Raw genomic sequence first — 18,525 nt, 5'->3', positions numbered from 1 at the left:
ACTGACTGGGTGCAGTGGGTTAACGGTTCAGCGTTCTGTACCTTGTTTACAAAAAGGCTCAAGACCAGCGATCAAGCTGTTCAAGCCGAAATCGAACGCGGCATCCATGCCTTCCTGTTCAACTTCCTGAAACAGGGACAGCAGGTCTGGGGGAGTGTCCGCTTGCGTTGCTGAAGTGCTGGGAGCATCCGTGTTTTGCTGCTCGGATTGCGCTGCTTGCTGTTCCAGTACCGACCCCACCACATAATGGCTGATCGTCCATAGCGCCCAAACGGCATTTTTCGCCTCAAAGCCTGCCTTGCACAAAAAGCCGATCTGGGCCTGTGCAATGTCCAATTGCAATTCAGTGGGCCGAGTCCCTGCGTGGATGCGGGCACCATCCCGGTAAGACAACAACGCCGCCCGGAAACCCTGAGCATTCTTCCTCAGGAAGATACGCCAGTCCTCGTTATCTTCCGGGAGGGCGTGGCTATGTTTATTGACTAGCATGGCGTGGGCCAGGGCATCAAAGAGAGCGCGCTTATCCCGAAAGTGCCAGTACAGGGCGGGTTGCTGCACCTGAAGCCGTTCAGCCAGCTTGCGTGTGCTCAATCCGTCCATGCCCACTTCATTGAGCAGCTCCAGGGCTGTCTCGATGACGGTTTCTTTGCTGATCTTCTTCATGTGGGCTGGATCTCCGTGCTCGTAATTTATCAATGATAATCGACAGCGCATTAAGGTAAGGCTGCAAACGGCAGGGCTGCGCCTTGTTCTGCAGGGCAGTGGTGCTGTACTTGCTAATTTATCACTGATAAGTTAAAAATAAGGCTAATTTATCGGTGATAAATTAGATGCCTGATTCCAGTGCCCACCACTGTCTGTTGAACAATCGCTCTTGCTTGATTGCTCTGTTGATCCTTTGTCTGGATGCGGTAGGGATAGGTTTGATCATGCCGGTGCTGCCTTCCTTGTTGCGAGAAATGCTTCCAGTAGAGCAGGTGGCACGTCATTACGGCGTCTTGTTGTCTTTGTATGCGCTGATGCAAATTGTGTTTGCGCCTTTACTGGGGCGCTTGTCCGACAGGTATGGGCGGCGGCCTGTGCTGTTGGCCTCATTAGCTGGAGCAGCGCTGGATTACACCATCATGGCTTTGGCACCCGTTTTATGGGTGTTGTATATAGGGCGACTTGTCTCTGGGATCACGGGGGCGACAGCTGCGGTGGTGGCTTCCACCATTGCCGATGCTTCCCCGGAGCAAGAGCGGGCACGCTGGTTTGCTTATATCGGGGCATGCTACGGCCTGGGCATGATTGCCGGGCCTGCCTTGGGCGGGACCTTGGCGGGCTTGTCGACTCATGCGCCCTTTGTGGGAGCGGCGCTGCTTAATGCCAGTGCCTTTGTTCTGGCCTGCCTTTTTCTGCGTGAAACACGTGTAGCTTGTGGATCGGCGGAAAAGAAGCAGGCGCCGCCTCTCAGCTCCTTTGGTTTTTTGGGCTTGAAGGATTTAGGGCAGGGCTTGCTGGGCTTGGGCGTCGTATTCTTTATTGTCCAGCTGATCGGCCAACTGCCTGCCGCCTTGTGGGTGATTTTCGGAGAGGATCGCTTTGCTTGGGACACCATGACGGTGGGCTTGTCCCTGACCGCTTATGGCATCACTCATGTCTTGTTCCAGGCCTTTGCTGTGGGTCCCTTGTCGCAGCGCCTGGGTGAGGGCAAGACCTTGATGTTGGGCATGATGGCTGACGCCGCAGGTTTTGTGCTGCTGGCTTTTGCTTCGCATAGCTGGATGATCTTCCCTGTGCTGGCTTTGCTGGCGGCAGGTGGTGTGGGCATGCCTGCGCTGCAATCCATGATGTCCAAGCGCGTTGTCAACGATCAACAAGGGACCTTGCAGGGCGTGTTGGGTAGTTTGAATAATCTGGGCGCCTTGATTGGCCCGCTGGGGTTCACGCAGCTCTACAGTTATACCGCTACGCAGTGGAACGGTTGGGTTTGGCTACTGGGGGGATGTCTGTATGTGCTGTGTTTCCCCATCTTGTGGCGCGCTTTGCAGCTTGTGGACTAAGAGGCCGTTGTTTCGCTGTTTGGCAAAGGGTTTGCTCGGAAACGGTTTTTTTGCTGTTGAAGGCGCGTTTTCTCTGGGGCATGTAGGCAAGTGAAACGTACTGATAAGTATTATTTGCCTATTAGGCAGGCCAGTCTATTAGTATCATAGATTGTTCGGGCCGCCATACTGGCGGTATTTATTCATACGGAGACCTTATGTCCATTTCAGTCGGTGCGCGCGTTCCAGACGCGACCCTTAGCGAGTACATTGAAACCGCCACAGAAAGCTGCCCTATGGGCCCCAACAACTTTCAGGTGGCTGATCTGGTTAAAGGCAAGAAAATTGCCGTGTTCGCCGTTCCTGGCGCTTTCACCCCTACCTGCTCCGAGCAGCACTTGCCTGGCTTTATTGCCAAGGCAGACGAGTTCAAGGCTGCCGGCGTAGACGAGATCTGGTGCGTGGCAGTGAACGATCCTTTCGTAATGGGCGCTTGGGGCAAGTCCCTGAACGTTAATGGCAAAGTACGTTTGCTGGCCGACGGCAGTGCTGTCTGGACCAAAGCATTGGGTCTGGAATTTGACCTGACGTCCAAAGGCCTGGGTGTGCGCTCCAAGCGTTTCTCTGCCTTGCTGGAAGACGGCGTTGTCAAACAACTGAACATTGATAACGACGGCGGCCTGCACACATCGGATGCAGACACCCTGTTGAAACAGGTAAAGTCGTAAGTATCTGATCCCCCGCCAGTCCGGCGTGGCGAGGGATAGAAGGATTACAAGGCGCTGGCGGCAAGCTGGCGCTTTTTTTTACCGTGCTCCTGTCGCAAAACCCAGGCCGGAAACTGGATGGTGGCGAGAGTTGGGGGCCGGTGCCGCGGTTTTTTTAGGATGTCTGGATGCTGTCATCGGTGGGTGCGTTTTCGTCCCTGTACTTTGCGACCCTGATGCTCTTGCTCAGCTCGGGCCTGTTCAATACCTTCATGGGGGTGCGCCTGACGGCCATCTCGGTGTCAGAGGTATGGATTGGCGGGCTGATTGCGGTGTATTACCTGGGCCTGGTATTTGGTGCTCGCATGGGTCACCGCCTGATCATGGGCGTGGGTCATATTCGGGCGTACGCCGCTAGTGCTGCCATTGTCACCATCTGTGTGCTGGTTCAGATTCTGGTTGATTCCATGTACGTCTGGCTGCTGCTGCGCTTTTTGGCGGGCGCGGCCATGGTGGTGCAGTTCATGGGGATTGAAAGTTGGCTGAACGAGCAAAGCGATAATAGTCAACGTGGCACCATTTTTGCCTTTTACATGGTGTTCTCCAGCCTGGGCACCGTGCTGGGGCAGTTGTCTTTGACCCTGTTCCCGCATCTGAATTACGAGCCGCTGGTTTTTGTGGCGATCTGTTCGGCCTTCAGTCTGGTGCCGGTGGCGATTACCCGTCGCAGTCACCCACCCTTGCAAGTGCCCGCGCCCATTAACGCACGCTATTACGTGGACCGCGTACCCTTGTCCATGATGGTGCTGCTGGTCGCCGGTATGTTGACCGGGGCCTTTTATGGTCTGGCGCCGGTGTATGCGGTGCGCGTTCATCTAAGCAATGAGCAGGCTGCCTTGTTTGTCGCCGTGTCTGTGGCCGCCGGTGTGCTGGCCCAATGGCCGGTGGGTTGGCTGGCGGATCGCATGAATCGCGTCAAACTGATCCGCATTAACGCGATCTGTTTGCTGGCCTTGGCCATTCCCTTGTGGGGCTGGTTTGAGGCCCCATTCTGGTTTCTGCTGATTTTTTCGGCGTTGTTCGGGATTCTGCAATTTACGCTGTACCCCTTGGGCGCGGCTTTCGCCAATGACAACGTGGATCCGGAGCGGCGAGTTGGCTTGAGCGCCATTTTGTATATGGTGTATGGCCTGGGGGCCTGTCTGGGGCCGCTGCTTGCCGGCGGCCTGATGTCTTATATCGGCAGCAATCTGTACTACATCTTCGTGGCAGCCTGTGGCTTGGCTTTGGTTCTGCTGGTCCGCCCGCAAAAGGTACTGGGCGATCACTTGAGCCAGGATGCGCCTACTACCTTTGTGCCTATGCCAGACAGCTTGCAAAGCTCGGCTGCGGCGGTGGCACTGGACCCACGGGTAGATATCAGCTCTGACGTGTCGCACGACCCTGTGTTCGAGGATCTGCCGCCTGTTGAAGAGCGGGTGCCTGCAACGACGGAAAGCACGGCTGCGGAGCGCAAGGCGGAGGATGAGGCTGCAGAGGCGACACTTGCCGAGGACGACAAACGGGCCGATCCTGTTGTTGGAAGCTCTGTGAATTCTGAAGGCTTGGACGCTTTTGGGAGCGCGGCAGATGTGGAAAGCTCGAGCGCTGAGAAAGACGCAGAGAAAGCACGTAAAACCTCAGATCCAGCCCCTTAAACAGTCGCCAGAATCGAGCCTGTTGTCGTGGCGCTTTACGACCATGATTCACTCATAAAAAAAACCCAGGCCAAGCCTGGGTTTTTTATTTCTGCCCGGATCTTAAATCTGGAACTCAGGCCCGTTGAATTCGGCCACAACCTCAATCTTGCCAGCCAGAATATCCTGCTGCAGTGCTGCAATACGCTGGCGCACGGCATCCGGTGTGTCCGGGGCCATGATCAGGCGCACCGCATCCGGTTGCTGCAGGCCTACCTTGAAGATCTTGCCGGATTCGAACTTGTTTTCGCTCAGATCCTTGCAAGCTTCAAATACGCCAATGCCTACATCGGCCCAGGCGGAACCGACGAATACGTCGGGCTCGCGGGCGACCCAGTCAATTACATTGCCAATTTCTTTGATGCCCAGTTCACGGCAGGCCTGCGTTGTGCCGCTACGGCCTTTGTTCAGCATGGTGTAGATGATGTCTGCACCAGCTTTGGCCTGTGCCTGGGTGACCCGCGCGGCCAGCTCAATATCATCCTGGTTGCCGGAGAAGTTTGTCAGCAGCTTCACATCCGGATTGGCATGCTTGACGCCAGCGGCATAGGAAGCGCGGGCGCGCAAACCAGGGGGTACGCGTATGCCGGACTGGTGGGCCACCACGCCGGTCTTGGTCATCAGAGCGGCATAGGCGCCGGCCAGCCAGGCTGACTCTTCCTGACGCACGTCATAGCTGCTCAGATTGCTGGCAGTGACGGCACCTTGCGTGATCACAAAGCGGGTATCCGGAAACTCCTTGGCAACGGCCAGGGCAGCATCGGTGTTCTGACCGCCGTGGGCGATCAGCAAGGTCGGTTTGTATTGTGTCGCCAGTTCGCGCAGGGCGGCAATTTGCGCCTGGGTTTCGTTAGCCACCTGGTCTTTGTAGTGGCCGGTAATGGGCAACTGGTCCATGGCCTTCTTGAAGCCCTGATAACCAGCTTGCATGAAGCCGTTGTCATCAATGTGGCCGCAGAACAGGGCGGCAACGACGGGTTTGTTGGCCGCCAGCACACTGCGGCCAAGCCAAGGGGCAGCCAGTGCGCCGGCTCCAGCGGAAGCGGCGGCCAGCAGTAACTGGCGACGGGTAAATCCGGTCATGATCATGTCTCCTGTGTAGTCTCCGACGTGGGCGTCGGTAAAAATCGTTTTTTTCTAATCTACAGGAGATGAAAAGCCGCGGTCCCCGAAGTTTTAAATGTCAAATATAAGAATTCTCGTATAGTGCGTTTACGCGGGCATGTATGAGACACGCCCGATATTGTTCACCGCGGAATCAAGGCTACGATAGCGCCAATCGCCAGGGCAACCCCCACCATATTGAGCGCGCTGAGCTTTTCCTTGAAGAAGCCCGCGCCGATGATGGCACCCATGGCAATCACACCAATATTCATGGCCGAGAACACCAGAGTGGGATTCTCCGGGAAGATCTGGTGGGCGCGGATATAAAAGAAAATATTCCCGAAGTTCAGCAGGCCCAGCACCAGACCGGCTAAAAGGCTGCCTTTATGCCAGCTGGTGCGCTTGGCCAGCAGCCAGCACAGCATCAGCACACCGGCTAGCGAGAAGGACACCACCAGACTGCTGGAGAAAGCTGCACCGGCTTTGGAGAGCTGCTTGAACATGATGTCGATCACGCCATAGCCCAGCCATACAGCCAGCAGCATCAGGGCAGGATGCCCGGAGCCTGCTTCCTGGCTACTGGCCTGCCGCGGACGTATCAGCAGGCACAGCAAGGCAATCAGGGCCAGGGCGATGCCCAGCAGTTTCTGACCAGCCAGATGCTCGCCAAACAAGAGAAAGGCCGCCAACAAGGGAATGAACAGGGACAGGCGCTGGGCAGCATCGCTCAACACAATCCCGGCTTGCCGCACTGCCGCCGCCATGAACAGAAAGACGCTGGGCAAGAGCACACCCAAGGCAATCAGAATCCACCAGGGGGTAGCAGGATTCAGCAGACTGCTGGGATGCGGTTGCAGCAATACCAGACTCAAGGTGACCGCCACGCCATAGTTGACCATGATGGCCTGGGCGACATCGATCTGCCGCTGGCGAGCGACTTTCAGCAGAATGGAAACGGCAACACTGCACAGAATGCTGGCGATCAGAGTGAGCATGTTAGAGGGCCTCGACCATAGCGCGTGGACGGGTTTGTTCCAATGACAAAGGGGGTTCGGACAGTGTGGTTTTGGCCGCTTCCAGTTGCAGGCGGGCAAACAGATCCTGGTCTGCCACAAACTGCGGGTTGCCGGTAGTCAGCAATTGCTCGCCATAGAAAATGGAGTTGGCACCGGCCATAAAGCACAGGGCCTGGGTGCTGTCATCCATGGTTTCGCGACCCGCCGACAGGCGTACGGCGCTGGTGGGCATCAGGATACGCGCAATGGCAATCGTACGTACAAACTCGAAGGGGTCCAGATCATCGACCTGATCCAGCGGCGTGCCCGGTACTTTCACCAATTGGTTGATAGGCACGGACTCGGGGTAAGGGCGCATATTGGCCAGCTGAGCCAGCAGACCAGCACGCTCGCGACGGCTTTCACCCATGCCGATAATCCCGCCGCAGCAACTGTTCAAACCGGCTGCGCGTACGCGTTCCAGCGTGTCCAGGCGGTCCTGGTACGTGCGTGTGCTGATGATCTGGCCATAGAACTCGGGGGAGGTGTCCAGATTGTGGTTGTAGTAGTCCAGCCCGGCATCTTTCAGGCGCTGCGCCTGACCGTCTTTGAGCATGCCCAAGGTGACACAGGTTTCCAGCCCCATCGCTTTGACGGCGCTAACCATCTCAACTACCTGGTCCAACTGTTTTTCGGTAGGAGAGCGCCAGGCGGCACCCATGCAAAAACGCTGAGCACCCTGTGCCTGGGCGGCGCGGGCCGCTTCCAATACCTGTTCCAGGGGCATCAAGGGTTCAGGTTCCAGCTCGGTCTGGTATTTGGAGGATTGCGGGCAGTAGGAGCAATCTTCGGGACAGGCGCCTGTCTTGATGGAGAGCAGACTGGAGAGCTGGATTTGATTGGCCGGGTGGTGCTGTCTATGTACGGTCTGCGCCTGGAACACTAGGTCCATAAAGGGCAGCTCGTAAAGCTCCATGATGCTACGAATCGTCCAGGGTGCGGGGGTATTTACAGACATGGCAGGCTACCTTATTCAGTGACGCAGCTATGCTAGGTTTTCTGCCTGTGAAAGACGACTCCTGGGGCTGGCAGGCTCCGGAGGCTTTTCTCGCTATGGGGCCTATTTCAGTGATGCTTAGACGAAATTGTCGCTAACTTCGCTTAATTTCAATTATTGTGAGGGATACAAACTATTTCAAAGGTAGTGTTTGCAAAATGTTTCAGCGGCTGATTCAGTGCCTGATTACCGTGGTTTCCACCTTTTTATCCGAGGTAAACTGGCAGGCGATTTTGCAAAAGGATAAACATGCACGTGTTCGAGCGCCGCATCACCGTGGAATGGGGTGATTGCGATGAGGCCGGGATTGTTTTCTATCCCAATTATTTTTATTGGTTTGATTGCACGTATCAGGCGTGGCTGCGGAAAGCAGGCTTGAGCCAGCGTATCTTGCGCCAGGAATATGATGCGGTAACGCCCTTGGTGGATGTCGGTGCCAACTTCCGCGCACCTGTCACCTATGATCGCGAGATTCGCGTTTGCGTGCATGTGGCTCAATGGCTGGACCGGCGTTTCAAGCTTGAATATCAAGTCTTCAATATGGACGGCGTGCTGGTAGCAACCGGCCACGAGTGGCGCGCCTGGGCGCAGGTCTTGCCGGAAGGGCGGCTGAAAGGTGCCGCCATTGCTGAAGACTTTCGTCAGCGCTTAGAAGGGAACGGGGCTGTTTGAAGCGGCCTGATCAGACACCGGCAGGCGCTGCTGCACTTGATGCAGCTGCGGCTTGCCATTGAGCGGTATATAGACAAAAGCCAATTGCTTGAACAGGCGTGCTTGCCAGCGTGCCTGTTGCAGGCTGATGTCCAGCACCAGCAGGCTGGGTTCATCCGGCCATTTGCCCTTGGGGTCCAGATTCACAGCGGGCCACCAGCGCAGATCCAGTTTCTGCAAATCGCGCAGCAAGCTTTCCTGAACCGCATCGTTAAAGGCACGGCTGCAAATTTGCGCGCCCGGATTGCAGGCGGTCAAAATTGCCGCACCACGGCTGTTTTCTTGTTCCAGTAATTGATTCAGAGGGCGGTTGAGCTGGCCGATGCGCACGTCTATATCGCCCTTTGGGCTGTGTACACGGTAGATCGCCTTCTCGAAAGCGTGAGACAGGGCGGCGGGCAGGTCTTTCTGTGTAGACATAAGCTATCTTGCGTCGTTCTGTTCTCTGGACCCACAAGACTGGCAGTGGGATGCATGGTTTGTTTGTGTTCAAACCATGCATCCATTATTTACACAGTTTCAGCCTTCAAGCAAGTTATGAGGCGCGTGGATCCTGGATTCGATTCCAGATCGAATACAAGCTGGGCAAGAACAAGAGCGTCAGGATGGTGCCAATGGCTGTACCGCCGATCAGTGTCAGGGCCATGGAGCCCCAGAACACGGAGAAGGACAGCGGAATGAAGGCCAGTACCGCCGCCAGCGCCGTCAGAATGACGGGGCGGGCACGCTGCACAGTGGCTTCAATCACGGCATCGTAGGGCGAGGCACCTTCAGCCCGGTTGGTCTTGATCTGCTCAATCAGAATCAAGGTATTGCGCATCAGGATCCCCGCCAGACCAATCAGCCCCAGAATCGCCGTAAAGCCAAAGGGTTGCTGGAAAATCAGCAAGGCGGGCACGCTGCCAATCAGGCCCAAGGGGGCGGTCAGGAACACCATGATCATGTTCGAGAGCGAACGTACCTGAATCACGATAACCAGCAGCATCAAGGCAATCATGACCGGGAAGACGGGCAGCAGCGCGTCATTGGACTTCTTGGCCTCGGCGGTGATGCCGCTCATCTCGATCAGGTAGCCAGGGGGCAGGGAAGCCTGCAAGGAGGCAAACTCCTTCATCACCCGGTTGGCCACTTCTGCCGGTTGCACGTGCGGAGCAATATCTCCCCGCACTGTCATGGTGGGCAGGCGGTTGCGACGGGCCAGCTTGGGTTCTTCCTGCATGATTTCCAGCTTGCCGACTTGCTCCAAGGGCAGGTTCTGGCCCTGATCATTCATGACGGTCAGGCCGGACAGGCGAGTTGGGTCATGGCGGTTGCTGGCCGAGCTGCGCGCCACAACCAGCACATTACGCAGGTCCTCGCGGTATTCCGCAACGGTTGTGCCATCCAGCTGCAACTGGATTTGTTCGGCCAGACTCTGGCGATTCAACCCCAAGGCTTGCAGACGTTGTGGGTCTACGTCCAGCTTCAGGACGGGTACGCGCGAACCCCAGTCCACGTTCACCTGACGCATGTCCTTGTCGGCCCGCATCACCGCCATGGCCTGCTCGGAAATATCACGCAGCTTGTTCAGGTCAGGGCCACGTACCAGGAACTCCACCGGGTATTTGGTGGATGGCCCGAACACCAGCTGAGTGGCACGGACGCGCGCTTCTGGTGTCAGGCCATCGGCCACCACTTGGCGAAAGCGTTGCAGCAGCGCATCGCGGTCGTGGTGATCAGCCGTCAGCACCACCAGACGAGCAAAGGAGGGATCAGGCAGTTCAGGGTTGTAGGACAGGAAAAAGCGCGGTGCGCCTTGCCCGGCATAGCTGGTGACCAGCTTGGTTTCGGGCTGCTCGCGCAACCAGCTCTCCACCTTGCGAGTAACGGTCTGCGTGGACTGAATACTGCTGCCCTCGGGCAACTGCACCTCTACCAGCAGCTCGGGCCGGTCGGAGGTGGGGAAGAATTGCTGTTTGACGAAACCCATGCCTACAACCGCCAGCACGAAGGCCGTCACCACAATTCCGGCCACCAGAAACTTGTGGTGTACCGACCAGGCAATCATGCGGCGCAGGCGCATGTAATTGGGGGTGTCGTAAATGGCCTGATGGCCGCCAGGACGGGCTGGAATGGCGGGCAGCAATTTCACGCCCATATAGGGAGTGAAGGCCACCGCGACCAGCCAGGACGTCAGCAGGGCAGCGGCCAGAATCCAGAAGATATTGCCGGCGTACTCCCCGGCAGAGGAACGGGCAAAACCCACCGGCAGAAAGCCGATAATCGTCACCAGGGTGCCGGACAGCATGGGGGCTGCCGTATGGTTCCAGGCATAGGCGGCGGCTTTCAGGCGGTCCATGCCTTCTTCCATTTTCACGATCATGATCTCGATCGCAATAATGGCGTCGTCCACCAGCAGGCCCAGCGAGATAATCAGCGCGCCCAGCGTTACCCGATCAAACACCTTGCCTGTCATCATCATGATGACGAACACCATGGCCAGCGTCAGGGGCACAGCGGCAGCCACTACGATCCCGACCCGCCAGCCCATGCTGACCAGACACACCAGCAGCACCACGCTCAGCGCCGCGAAGAACTTGAACATGAACTCGCCTACGGCGGAGGCAATGTTCACCGACTGGTTGGTGACGGTATCCAGGGAGAAGCCCAGGGGCAGGGCAGCGGCAATATCTTCCCGTGCCTTTTCCAGATCCTTGCCCAGATACAGGCCGTTGTAGCCCTCCTGCATCACCACATCCAGCAACATGGCAAATTGTGCGTTGTGGTGAATCTCGAAGCTGGGCGGGTCTTCGTATCCACGGCTGATGGTGGCAATGTCGCCCAGACGCAGATTGTGGCCTTGCACGTAGATATAGGTATTGCTGATGGCCTCTACATCCTCCAGTCCGGCGCTAAGGCGCATGTGAATGCGCGGGCCATCGGTGCTGACGGCACCACTGGCTGTCATGGCGCTGCGCTTGGACAAGGCTTCCAGAATCTGTTGAGGGTTGAGCTGCAGGTTGTGCAGCTTGGCTTCGTCCAGATCGACAAAAATACGTTCGCTTTGCTCGCCCAGAATATTGACCTTCTTGACGCCGGGGACTTGCAGTAGCTGGCTGCGTACTTTCTCGGCCTCGCGAGTCAGCAGGCGCGGTGGCAAACCAGGGGCTTGCAGCGCGAACAGGCTGAAGGACACGTCCGAGTACTCATCGTTCACAAACGGCCCCTGCACGCCTTTGGGCAAGCGCGGAGCCTGATCCTGCAGCTTCTTGCGGAGCTGATAGAACTCGCTCTGAACGTCCGCCGGCGGCATGGTGTCTTTCAGGGTCACCACCATCAAGGCGGTGCCGGGACGGGTAACCGTCTCTACCTTGTCAAACCAGCGCAGTTCCTGCATGCGCTTTTCCATGGGCTCGGCCACCAGATCCTGCATTTCCTGGGCGGTGGCTCCGGGCCACATGGCGGTGACGGTCAGCACTTTCACGGTAAAAGCCGGGTCTTCGGCTCGACCCAGTTTCACGAAGGAGTAAATGCCGGACGCTGCCAGAGCAATGATCAGAAACAGCGTGATGGCCCGTTCACGCACCGCCAGAGCGGAGAGATTGAAGCGGCCTGTCATTGCTTGACCTCGCGTGTTTCAGGACGAACTTCCTGGCCTTCATGCAAAAGGTTAGCGCCCAACGCCACGATGGCCGTACCGGCTTCAGGGCCTTGGGACAGGTAAGCGTGTTCCTGGGCCAGTTTGGCAATGGTCACGGGCTGCCAGTGCACAGTTTTCTGATCATCAATTACCCACACGCCGGGCCCTTTACCCGCATCGTAAATTGCAGTCAGTGGTACTTGATTCAAGGCGTCTGCATCCGGGGGCGTCAAATGCACAATGGCGCTGGAACCCAGTCTTGCGGTGACATTCTCGCCCTCGAAGGAAAAGCGGGCCTGATAGCTGCGGGTTGCAGGGTCAGAGGATTGGGCCAACTCGCGCAGTTGGGCGGGCAGGCTTTCCTGGGAGTCCGTCAGCTCAATAGTGGCGCGAGTACCCAGCGGAATATCCCACTGCTCGGGCAGGCTGACAATGACATCACGTGGACCGTCCTGGGCCAGGCGCAGCACGGCTTGCCCTGGGCTGACAACTTGGCCAACATCCGCAATCTGGGCGGTAATGATGCCGCTGGCTTCTGCTTTCAGGGAACTGTATTGGTCGGCGTTGCGGGCTATTTCAGCTTGTGCTTGGGCGGACTTCAGATTTGCCTGTGCGCTACGCAGTGCCTTCTGGCTTTGTTCATGCGCCTGACGGGAAACACCGCCTTGCTCCACCAGCAGGGACAAGCGTTTGTAATCTGACTGGGCTTGTTCGGCCTGAGCCTGGGCGGCCTGCACGGCAGCCAGACGGGCGCGGTAATCCAGTTGCAGATCCTTGGGGTCCAGCGTCATCAAGAGCTGGCCTTTTTCCACGTGCTCGCCGTTCTGGACCTTGCGTGTATCAATCTTGCCGCCTACCCGAAATGCCAGCGGGCTTTCCACCCGTGCGCTGACCAGTCCCAGGAAACGTCGCTGCTGATCGGCCTTGGGCTGAATCACGCTTTGAATTACCAAAGGAGCCTGAGTGCGAGGGTCGGCCTCCTGCGTCTGCTGGCTGCACCCCATCAGTACAAGGGCGGCGGACAAACTCAAGACAGGACTAAGAGAGCGAAAAAGAGCCATGCAGGACTCCGGGTAGGTAAATAGTTGGATGAACTGTAACTTGGGGCGTGATGTTCAAGGCATCAGGCTGCGCAGGATAAGCTGCGTTACCACCAGCAAACCTTGGCGGGTTTTTTCAGGCGGATGTATTTCCAGCAAGACAGGGTGTAGACAGGCGGTCAAGGCAAACAGGATGCCTTGAACCACCTCGTCCAAGGGCGTGCGGCGTTCAAAGTCGCCGCTTTCACGGCCCGCGCGCACCAGGGCGGTGATTTGGGTCAGCAAATCTTCTCTGTGCTGGTCCACTGTTGCCCAATTGTTTTGCAGCGCTTCAATGACCACTTCTTGCATGCGGCCTTCCTGCAAGAACAGCTCCAGGCTTAGCGTGCAGGCGGTTTCAATGAAGTGGCGCAGACGTTCGATAGGGGGCAAGTCGCCCTCCACAATCTGTTGCAGCTGCACGTGCATGCCTTTGAGCACAGAGTGGCAGATCGCCTGGCCGATAGCCTGCTTGGAGTCGAAAAAACGATAGAGATAAGCGCTGGACACGCCTATGGATTTGGCCAGGCTGGCAACAGAGGTCTTGCGATACCCATAGAGCCGGAAATGCGTATTGGCCTGCTCAATGATCTGTTCGCGGCGATGATGCTCGGTCGGACCACGCTGGCCCAGGGTACTGGCTGGCATAGAAGTTGAATGTTGAAGTAACGATAACGCAATACATTAACTTCCTTGTTAAGCCGCGGCAAGTAAATTGAGGCCACATATCCCGTTTTTTTGCTTGATGGGACTCTTCTTGACAGGCAAACCTTTTAGATCAGCCGATGGCTTGAGCAGGCAGCAGGGCAGCCGCAGGATGGGATCATGCTTTGAGTCTGACTTTCCAGGCTTTGGCTTGTTGAGAGCGTGCCAGGGATAGCGCTTTCTGCAAGGTAGCTGATACGTATGGTTGTTCGGATGGGAGATGCATCATTGCCTGCGCCTGAATTCTCAACAGTTCCGGGGCGTTCCATAGTTGCTCTTCAGCGGTCTCATCAGCAAGGCGGGCCTTGATGAGTGCAACCGCTTCCGGGCTATGCCCTTGTTCGATCATTGCATGTGCAAAGTCAGACAAGAAAACAGAATATGCCGTGTCAAACCCGTGCTCCTGTAACTGTGTCAGAGCTGACTGGAGTGTCTGGAAAGGAACTTCAGCGGGGTTCTCGGCGACTTTTGCCCAAAGCGTAAATGCCGAACCATACCGTGCCCAGAACTCCAAACCATGTTGGCCAGCAAGGTGATTAAGCTCTCGCGACATTCGAGTGACCTCCTGGCTATCCCCTGAAAGCGCTGTCACCGTGCAGCTTCCTTCCGCCAGTGCACAACATAAGGTGCAAGCGTGATCCAGCGGTATGGCCTCCTCGATCGCTAATTGGGCCGCATGGCGAGCTTTGTTCGTGTTCCCCATGACCCATAGAATGCGGGAAAGAAAAGCCCAGCCCGCGACGCGCTGATCCAATCCGAATCGGAAGTGAGAGCCATGGCGTTCGTCGCGCACATAGGCATCAAGCATGGCCTCGATTTCAAATAAGGCTTCAGCGTGCCGTCCTAAAAAATGATAGGACGTGCCAATTAGACGGCGGGCAGTCAGAAAAGCGGCTCGGTCAGAGAACTGTAGAGCCAAATCCGCCATGTTCTGGCCGTGTTCCAGAGCCTGGGTGTACCGGCCGCTACGAAGATGAAAGAGCCATAGGCCGTATTCCGCTTGTAGCTGCATCTCCCTGTCGCCCAGCTGCAATGCGAGCTCGCCAGCTCGGGTCCATGCCTGTCCATTCTCTGGCGTCGGGCCGCGTGACCAGGTCAGGGAGGTGGCCAGGGCGGCTTGAATCATCATCTCCTGCTGTTCTTCTAGGGATGAGCCTGTGCTTTGTTTGAGTGCATCCGTAATTCTCTGACGACCTTCATCGTGAAGCGACAGCTGTATCCAGAATGGGGCGGAGTTGGCCAGGATATGGAGCCCCAGACTGCGGTGCTGATTATTTCGGAATGCCCAGTCCAAAGCGGTTCTGATGTCATCGATGTGGTGTTCATATTGTTGCCTCCACTGGGGCGTGGGTAAGGACATCCAGTCGTGTTGAGCCTGGGATGCCAGTTGGGCAGTAAAGTGCGCATGTCTGTCCGCCAAAACAGTCTGTCGATCCCCAAGCTGCTCCAGGGCATATGCGCGCAGCATACTCAGATAGCGATAGCGGATAGTCTGCGTCCCGGCTTGCAGGGTGAGCAGGGACTTTTCAACCAGTCCGTAAATAATATCGGGCAGTCTGGTCGAGTCTTTGGGTCTTGCAGAGATGATTTGTTCTGCAGCGGAGAGGGTGAAATCGCCAGGGAAAATAGCCAGTTCCTGAAAAGCGTTTTGTTCACGCGAGTTCAGTAAGTGGTAACTCCATTGCATGGCCTCGCCCAGTGTCTGGTGGCGCCCCGAGGATGGGGTCTTCCGGGCGGCCAGCAAACCCGAGGAAATAGCCAGGTCTTCAGCGACGGCAGCCAGCCCTAGCGAGGGAACTCGGGCAGCAGCAATTTCCAGCGCCAGGGGAACCCCGTCCAGCGCTCTGCAGAGTGCCGTAATTTGATCCAGATTATCTTCGGTCAGCTTGAAGTGATAGTCTGCGGCGATAACCCGGCGTACGAACAGCTCGATAGCACTGTATGCTCGTGCGTTTTCTAACTTGATGGGGTGTGCGGGGACGCAGAGAGGGGTGATGCGAAAGACTTGCTCGCCCTCCAGTCCCAAAGGGGTTTGGCTGGTAAGGAGGATGCTCAGCTTCGGGTCGGCCTCCAGAAGTTGTTCAATCACGTGTGCGCAAGCCGAAGCGACATGTTCGCAGTTATCAATTAGCAGGAGTGCCCTGTTTGGATGCGATGCGGCCTGTGTGTCTGTGCCGACAAGGCCGGCCAAGGCGCTTGAGATGCTCGGTAATACAGAGGCGGGGCTGCCAAGTTGGGACAAGTCCGCGAAGTAAACACCATCAGGGAAAAGCGGGCTTGCTTCAGAGGCCAGTTCTATGGCCAAACGGGTCTTGCCGACACCGGCAGGGCCGGCGAGCGTGATCAGGCATTGGCTTGCAAGGAGCCGATTTAATTCCAGTAGCTCCTCTATACGGCCGATCAAGGGGGACCTGGGACGTGGCAGTTTGCTCCGTGTTTGATGAGCAATAATTGGGCTTGCCGCTTGATGGGGTTGCACAGCGCCGGTGAATCGATAGCCTCGGCCAAACTCCGTGGAAATAAGGTCTCTATCGTCACCCAGAGTTTTCCGTAATGATGAGATCTGTGCCTGCAAGCTGTTTTCCTCGACCACGTCCTTGGACCATATCTGCGAAAGGAGTGAGTCTTTTGACACCACTTTTCCTGCTGCCTCTACAAGGTAGATGAGCACATCAAGCGCACGCTCGCCTACCTCCAACCGCACACCGTCCCGCAGCAAAAGCCGCAGGCCCGGAAATAGCTGGTACCGGCCAAATGCCAGCATATCGTCGTCGCGGGCCTGGGCGGATCTTGAGTGTTTCTGAGGGGCGGGGTGGGTACCGTTAGACATGCTTGTCTCTGGGTAAAGTTGGGCGGAAAAGCAGATTTCAGACGTCTGAAATTGTAGGCCAAAGACTTTGGCTACGTGTTCCTTCACCATGACAGCCTACTTTTTACTTTGTGAGTCAGTGATGTCCAAAGAATCCGCCTTGGTGCGTCGTCTGGATACGGCGCTTCTGATGGTGATGGCGATTGCCTGTGGCGTATTTGTCTCGAATGTCTATTACAACCAGCCACTTCTGGAACTATTGCAACAGGCATTTCCGCAGGAAAGAGGGCTGATTAATCTGGCCCCGACGGCGACCCAGTTGGGGTTTGCTTGCGGCCTGTTTTTTCTGGTCCCTCTTGGAGACCGGGTTGACCGTAGAAAATTGATTCTGGGGCAGGCGGCGGTTTTGCTGGTCGGGCTGGTATGTCTGGCGGTAACCCCTAATGCCTGGGGGTTTGTCTGTGCGTCCGTGTTGGTGGGGATCTCTGCATCAGCCGCTCAACAAATTGTGCCTTTTGCGGCAGAACTAGCGACGCCGAGCCGCCGGGGACAAGTAGTAGGCACGGTAATGAGCGGGGTGTTGTGCGGTCTTTTATTGGGTAGGGCTGTGGGTGGCTTTATTGGCGATCATTGGGGCTGGCGGGCCACATATTGCTTAGGTGCAGTGATGACGGCGATTGCCTGGCTCATGCTTTTTCTCAAATTGCCCCATAGCAATCCCCAGGTGCAGCAACGTTATTTCAGCCTTATAAAGTCATTGATCGTTCTGTGGCGGGAAGAGCCTTTGTTGCGTAGAGCAACCCGTATTCAAGCGGTCCTGTTTGGCTCCTTTATGGGTTTGTGGACAGTTCTGGCATTGCACATGCAGGAGTCATACGGCTTGGGAGCGGATGTAGCTGGCTTGATGGGCGTTGTCGGTGCTGCCGGGATTTTGATTGCTCCACTGGCGGGTCGCAGCGCAGATCATCGTGGACCGCATATTGTTATCACGGCTGCTTGCCTGATCATGTTGCTGTCATACCCCGTGTTGGGGCTTTGGAGCAGTCTTGCCGGTTTGATTGTGGGTATTTTGTTGCTGGATATTGGTGAGCAGTTGGCACTCATTTCCAATCAGCATGTGATTTACTCACTCCGTCCGGAGGCCAGGAGCCGATTGAATACGCTATTTATGAGCGGCATGTTCGTGGGTGGTGCGACAGGATCATGGGGGGCTGGTATTGCCTGGCGTCTGGGTGGGTGGCATGCGGTATGCCTGTTTGGAGGGGCATTAGTGCTTATCGGTTTTTCTTTGCACGGTATCCGTAGACGAGCGATAGGCACCAGAGGCTGAGAGAGGTGTTCTGGTGCGCATGCTTGCAGGCCGGAGTCCACCAATGAAAAAAGCCTGACAGATCGAAATCTATCAGGCTTTTTGAATTTTTTGGCGGAGCGGACGGGGCTCGAACCCGCGACCCCCGGCGTGACAGGCCGGTATTCTAACCAACTGAACTACCGCTCCGCAGCGGTGCCAAGAATCTTGGCGTCCCCTAGGGGATTCGAACCCCTGTACCCACCGTGAAAGGGTGGTGTCCTAGGCCTCTAGACGAAGGGGACAGGACTTACAACTAAATCGTCGTTTTGGTGGAGGTAAGCGGGATCGAACCGCTGACCTCTTGCATGCCATGCAAGCGCTCTCCCAGCTGAGCTATACCCCCAATTTTCTTTACTTCGTTTTTTAACTGCGTCAAAAAACCAAAGTATCGAAATAAGTGTCAGGCTTGACGAGGCTTGCCACTTCAAACTGCTAAAACCAGTCTGGGACTGATTTTTAAATCTTTTGGCGGAGCGGACGGGACTCGAACCCGCGACCCCCGGCGTGACAGGCCGGTATTCTAACCAACTGAACTACCGCTCCGCAGCGGTTGCCAAGAATCTTGGCGTCCCCTAGGGGATTCGAACCCCTGTACCCACCGTGAAAGGGTGGTGTCCTAGGCCTCTAG

At 56.5% G+C, this 18,525-nt stretch carries 14 protein-coding genes and 4 tRNA genes; 5 read left to right on the top strand and 13 right to left on the bottom strand.

The features are described from left to right. Nucleotides 1-27: 27 nt before the first annotated feature. Complete coding sequence (gene tetR, locus ACLPGZ_RS03995) at nt 28-663, bottom strand: tetracycline resistance transcriptional repressor TetR (RefSeq protein WP_035271194.1); 636 nt, start codon at nt 661-663, stop codon at nt 28-30. A gap of 167 nt (nt 664-830) precedes the next feature. Between tetR and tet the strand changes: the two genes are divergently transcribed. The 3 genes from tet to ACLPGZ_RS03980 all read left to right on the top strand — a co-directional run bounded on the left by tet (nt 831) and on the right by ACLPGZ_RS03980 (nt 4,428). After that, nucleotides 831-2,045, top strand: coding sequence for a Tet(A)/Tet(B)/Tet(C) family tetracycline efflux MFS transporter (gene tet / locus ACLPGZ_RS03990; protein ID WP_429640992.1), 1,215 nt, complete (start codon nt 831-833; stop codon nt 2,043-2,045). A gap of 197 nt (nt 2,046-2,242) precedes the next feature. Beyond that, nucleotides 2,243-2,752: a peroxiredoxin gene (locus ACLPGZ_RS03985; RefSeq protein WP_009463866.1), complete on the top strand. Its 510-nt coding sequence runs from the start codon at nt 2,243-2,245 to the stop codon at nt 2,750-2,752. Nucleotides 2,753-2,919: 167 nt separating this feature from the next. Beyond that, nucleotides 2,920-4,428 (top strand): MFS transporter, encoded by a 1,509-nt coding sequence (locus ACLPGZ_RS03980; RefSeq protein WP_429640991.1) that lies wholly within the window; start codon nt 2,920-2,922, stop codon nt 4,426-4,428. Between the two features lie 102 nt (nt 4,429-4,530). Here the strand turns inward: ACLPGZ_RS03980 and ACLPGZ_RS03975 are convergent, their stop codons facing one another. The 3 genes from ACLPGZ_RS03975 to bioB all read right to left on the bottom strand — a co-directional run bounded on the left by ACLPGZ_RS03975 (nt 4,531) and on the right by bioB (nt 7,584). After that, nucleotides 4,531-5,550 (bottom strand): BMP family protein, encoded by a 1,020-nt coding sequence (locus ACLPGZ_RS03975; protein ID WP_429640990.1) that lies wholly within the window; start codon nt 5,548-5,550, stop codon nt 4,531-4,533. Nucleotides 5,551-5,714: 164 nt separating this feature from the next. Beyond that, nucleotides 5,715-6,566: an EamA family transporter gene (locus ACLPGZ_RS03970; protein WP_060186311.1), complete on the bottom strand. Its 852-nt coding sequence runs from the start codon at nt 6,564-6,566 to the stop codon at nt 5,715-5,717. Nucleotide 6,567: 1 nt separating this feature from the next. After that, a complete protein-coding gene (bioB, locus tag ACLPGZ_RS03965; protein WP_429640989.1) occupies nt 6,568-7,584 on the bottom strand; it encodes a biotin synthase BioB in 1,017 nt (338 codons plus the stop codon). A 288-nt stretch (nt 7,585-7,872) separates the two neighbouring features. Here bioB and ACLPGZ_RS03960 point away from each other — a divergent pair, with 288 nt between their 5' ends. Continuing rightward, a complete protein-coding gene (locus ACLPGZ_RS03960) occupies nt 7,873-8,295 on the top strand; it encodes an acyl-CoA thioesterase (RefSeq protein WP_239055139.1) in 423 nt (140 codons plus the stop codon). Here ACLPGZ_RS03960 and ACLPGZ_RS03955 read toward each other — a convergent pair. The 5 genes from ACLPGZ_RS03955 to ACLPGZ_RS03935 form a co-directional block, all read right to left on the bottom strand. Beyond that, a complete protein-coding gene (locus ACLPGZ_RS03955; RefSeq protein ID WP_371477819.1) occupies nt 8,272-8,754 on the bottom strand; it encodes a DUF3293 domain-containing protein in 483 nt (160 codons plus the stop codon). The genes ACLPGZ_RS03960 and ACLPGZ_RS03955 overlap by 24 nt on opposite strands. Nucleotides 8,755-8,869: 115 nt before the next feature. Then, nucleotides 8,870-11,932 (bottom strand): efflux RND transporter permease subunit, encoded by a 3,063-nt coding sequence (locus ACLPGZ_RS03950; protein ID WP_088451106.1) that lies wholly within the window; start codon nt 11,930-11,932, stop codon nt 8,870-8,872. After that, nucleotides 11,929-13,014, bottom strand: a complete 1,086-nt coding sequence (locus tag ACLPGZ_RS03945; RefSeq protein WP_009463858.1) for an efflux RND transporter periplasmic adaptor subunit — start codon at nt 13,012-13,014, stop codon at nt 11,929-11,931. Before ACLPGZ_RS03945 ends, ACLPGZ_RS03950 begins: the two co-directional genes overlap by 4 nt. Before the next feature lie 54 nt (nt 13,015-13,068). After that, the gene (locus tag ACLPGZ_RS03940) at nt 13,069-13,680 is read right to left on the bottom strand and encodes a TetR/AcrR family transcriptional regulator (protein WP_035271186.1); all 612 of its coding nucleotides are present in this window, start codon (nt 13,678-13,680) and stop codon (nt 13,069-13,071) included. Between the two features lie 175 nt (nt 13,681-13,855). Then, nucleotides 13,856-16,567 carry an ATP-binding protein gene (locus ACLPGZ_RS03935; RefSeq protein ID WP_239055140.1) on the bottom strand — a complete coding sequence of 904 codons (2,712 nt, stop codon included), beginning with the start codon at nt 16,565-16,567 and terminating at the stop codon, nt 13,856-13,858. 121 nt (nt 16,568-16,688) lie between these two features. Here ACLPGZ_RS03935 and ACLPGZ_RS03930 point away from each other — a divergent pair, with 121 nt between their 5' ends. After that, nucleotides 16,689-17,876: an MFS transporter gene (locus ACLPGZ_RS03930; RefSeq protein ID WP_239055141.1), complete on the top strand. Its 1,188-nt coding sequence runs from the start codon at nt 16,689-16,691 to the stop codon at nt 17,874-17,876. Between the two features lie 91 nt (nt 17,877-17,967). Here the strand turns inward: ACLPGZ_RS03930 and ACLPGZ_RS03925 are convergent. The 4 genes from ACLPGZ_RS03925 to ACLPGZ_RS03910 all read right to left on the bottom strand — a co-directional run bounded on the left by ACLPGZ_RS03925 (nt 17,968) and on the right by ACLPGZ_RS03910 (nt 18,440). Then, nucleotides 17,968-18,044, bottom strand: a tRNA-Asp gene (locus ACLPGZ_RS03925). A 19-nt stretch (nt 18,045-18,063) separates the two neighbouring features. After that, nucleotides 18,064-18,139, bottom strand: a tRNA-Glu gene (locus ACLPGZ_RS03920). A 25-nt stretch (nt 18,140-18,164) separates the two neighbouring features. Then, a tRNA-Ala gene (locus tag ACLPGZ_RS03915) sits at nt 18,165-18,240 on the bottom strand. A 123-nt stretch (nt 18,241-18,363) separates the two neighbouring features. Next, nucleotides 18,364-18,440: transfer RNA gene (locus tag ACLPGZ_RS03910), tRNA-Asp, on the bottom strand. Between the last annotated feature and the right edge of the window lie 85 nt (nt 18,441-18,525).

Source organism: Alcaligenes sp. Me129, from assembly GCF_050487245.1.
Classification (GTDB): Bacteria; Pseudomonadota; Gammaproteobacteria; order Burkholderiales; family Burkholderiaceae_B; genus Alcaligenes; species Alcaligenes phenolicus.
Note: the sequence above shows the minus strand (reverse complement) of the source record. Positions and strands in the feature narration are given on the sequence as shown.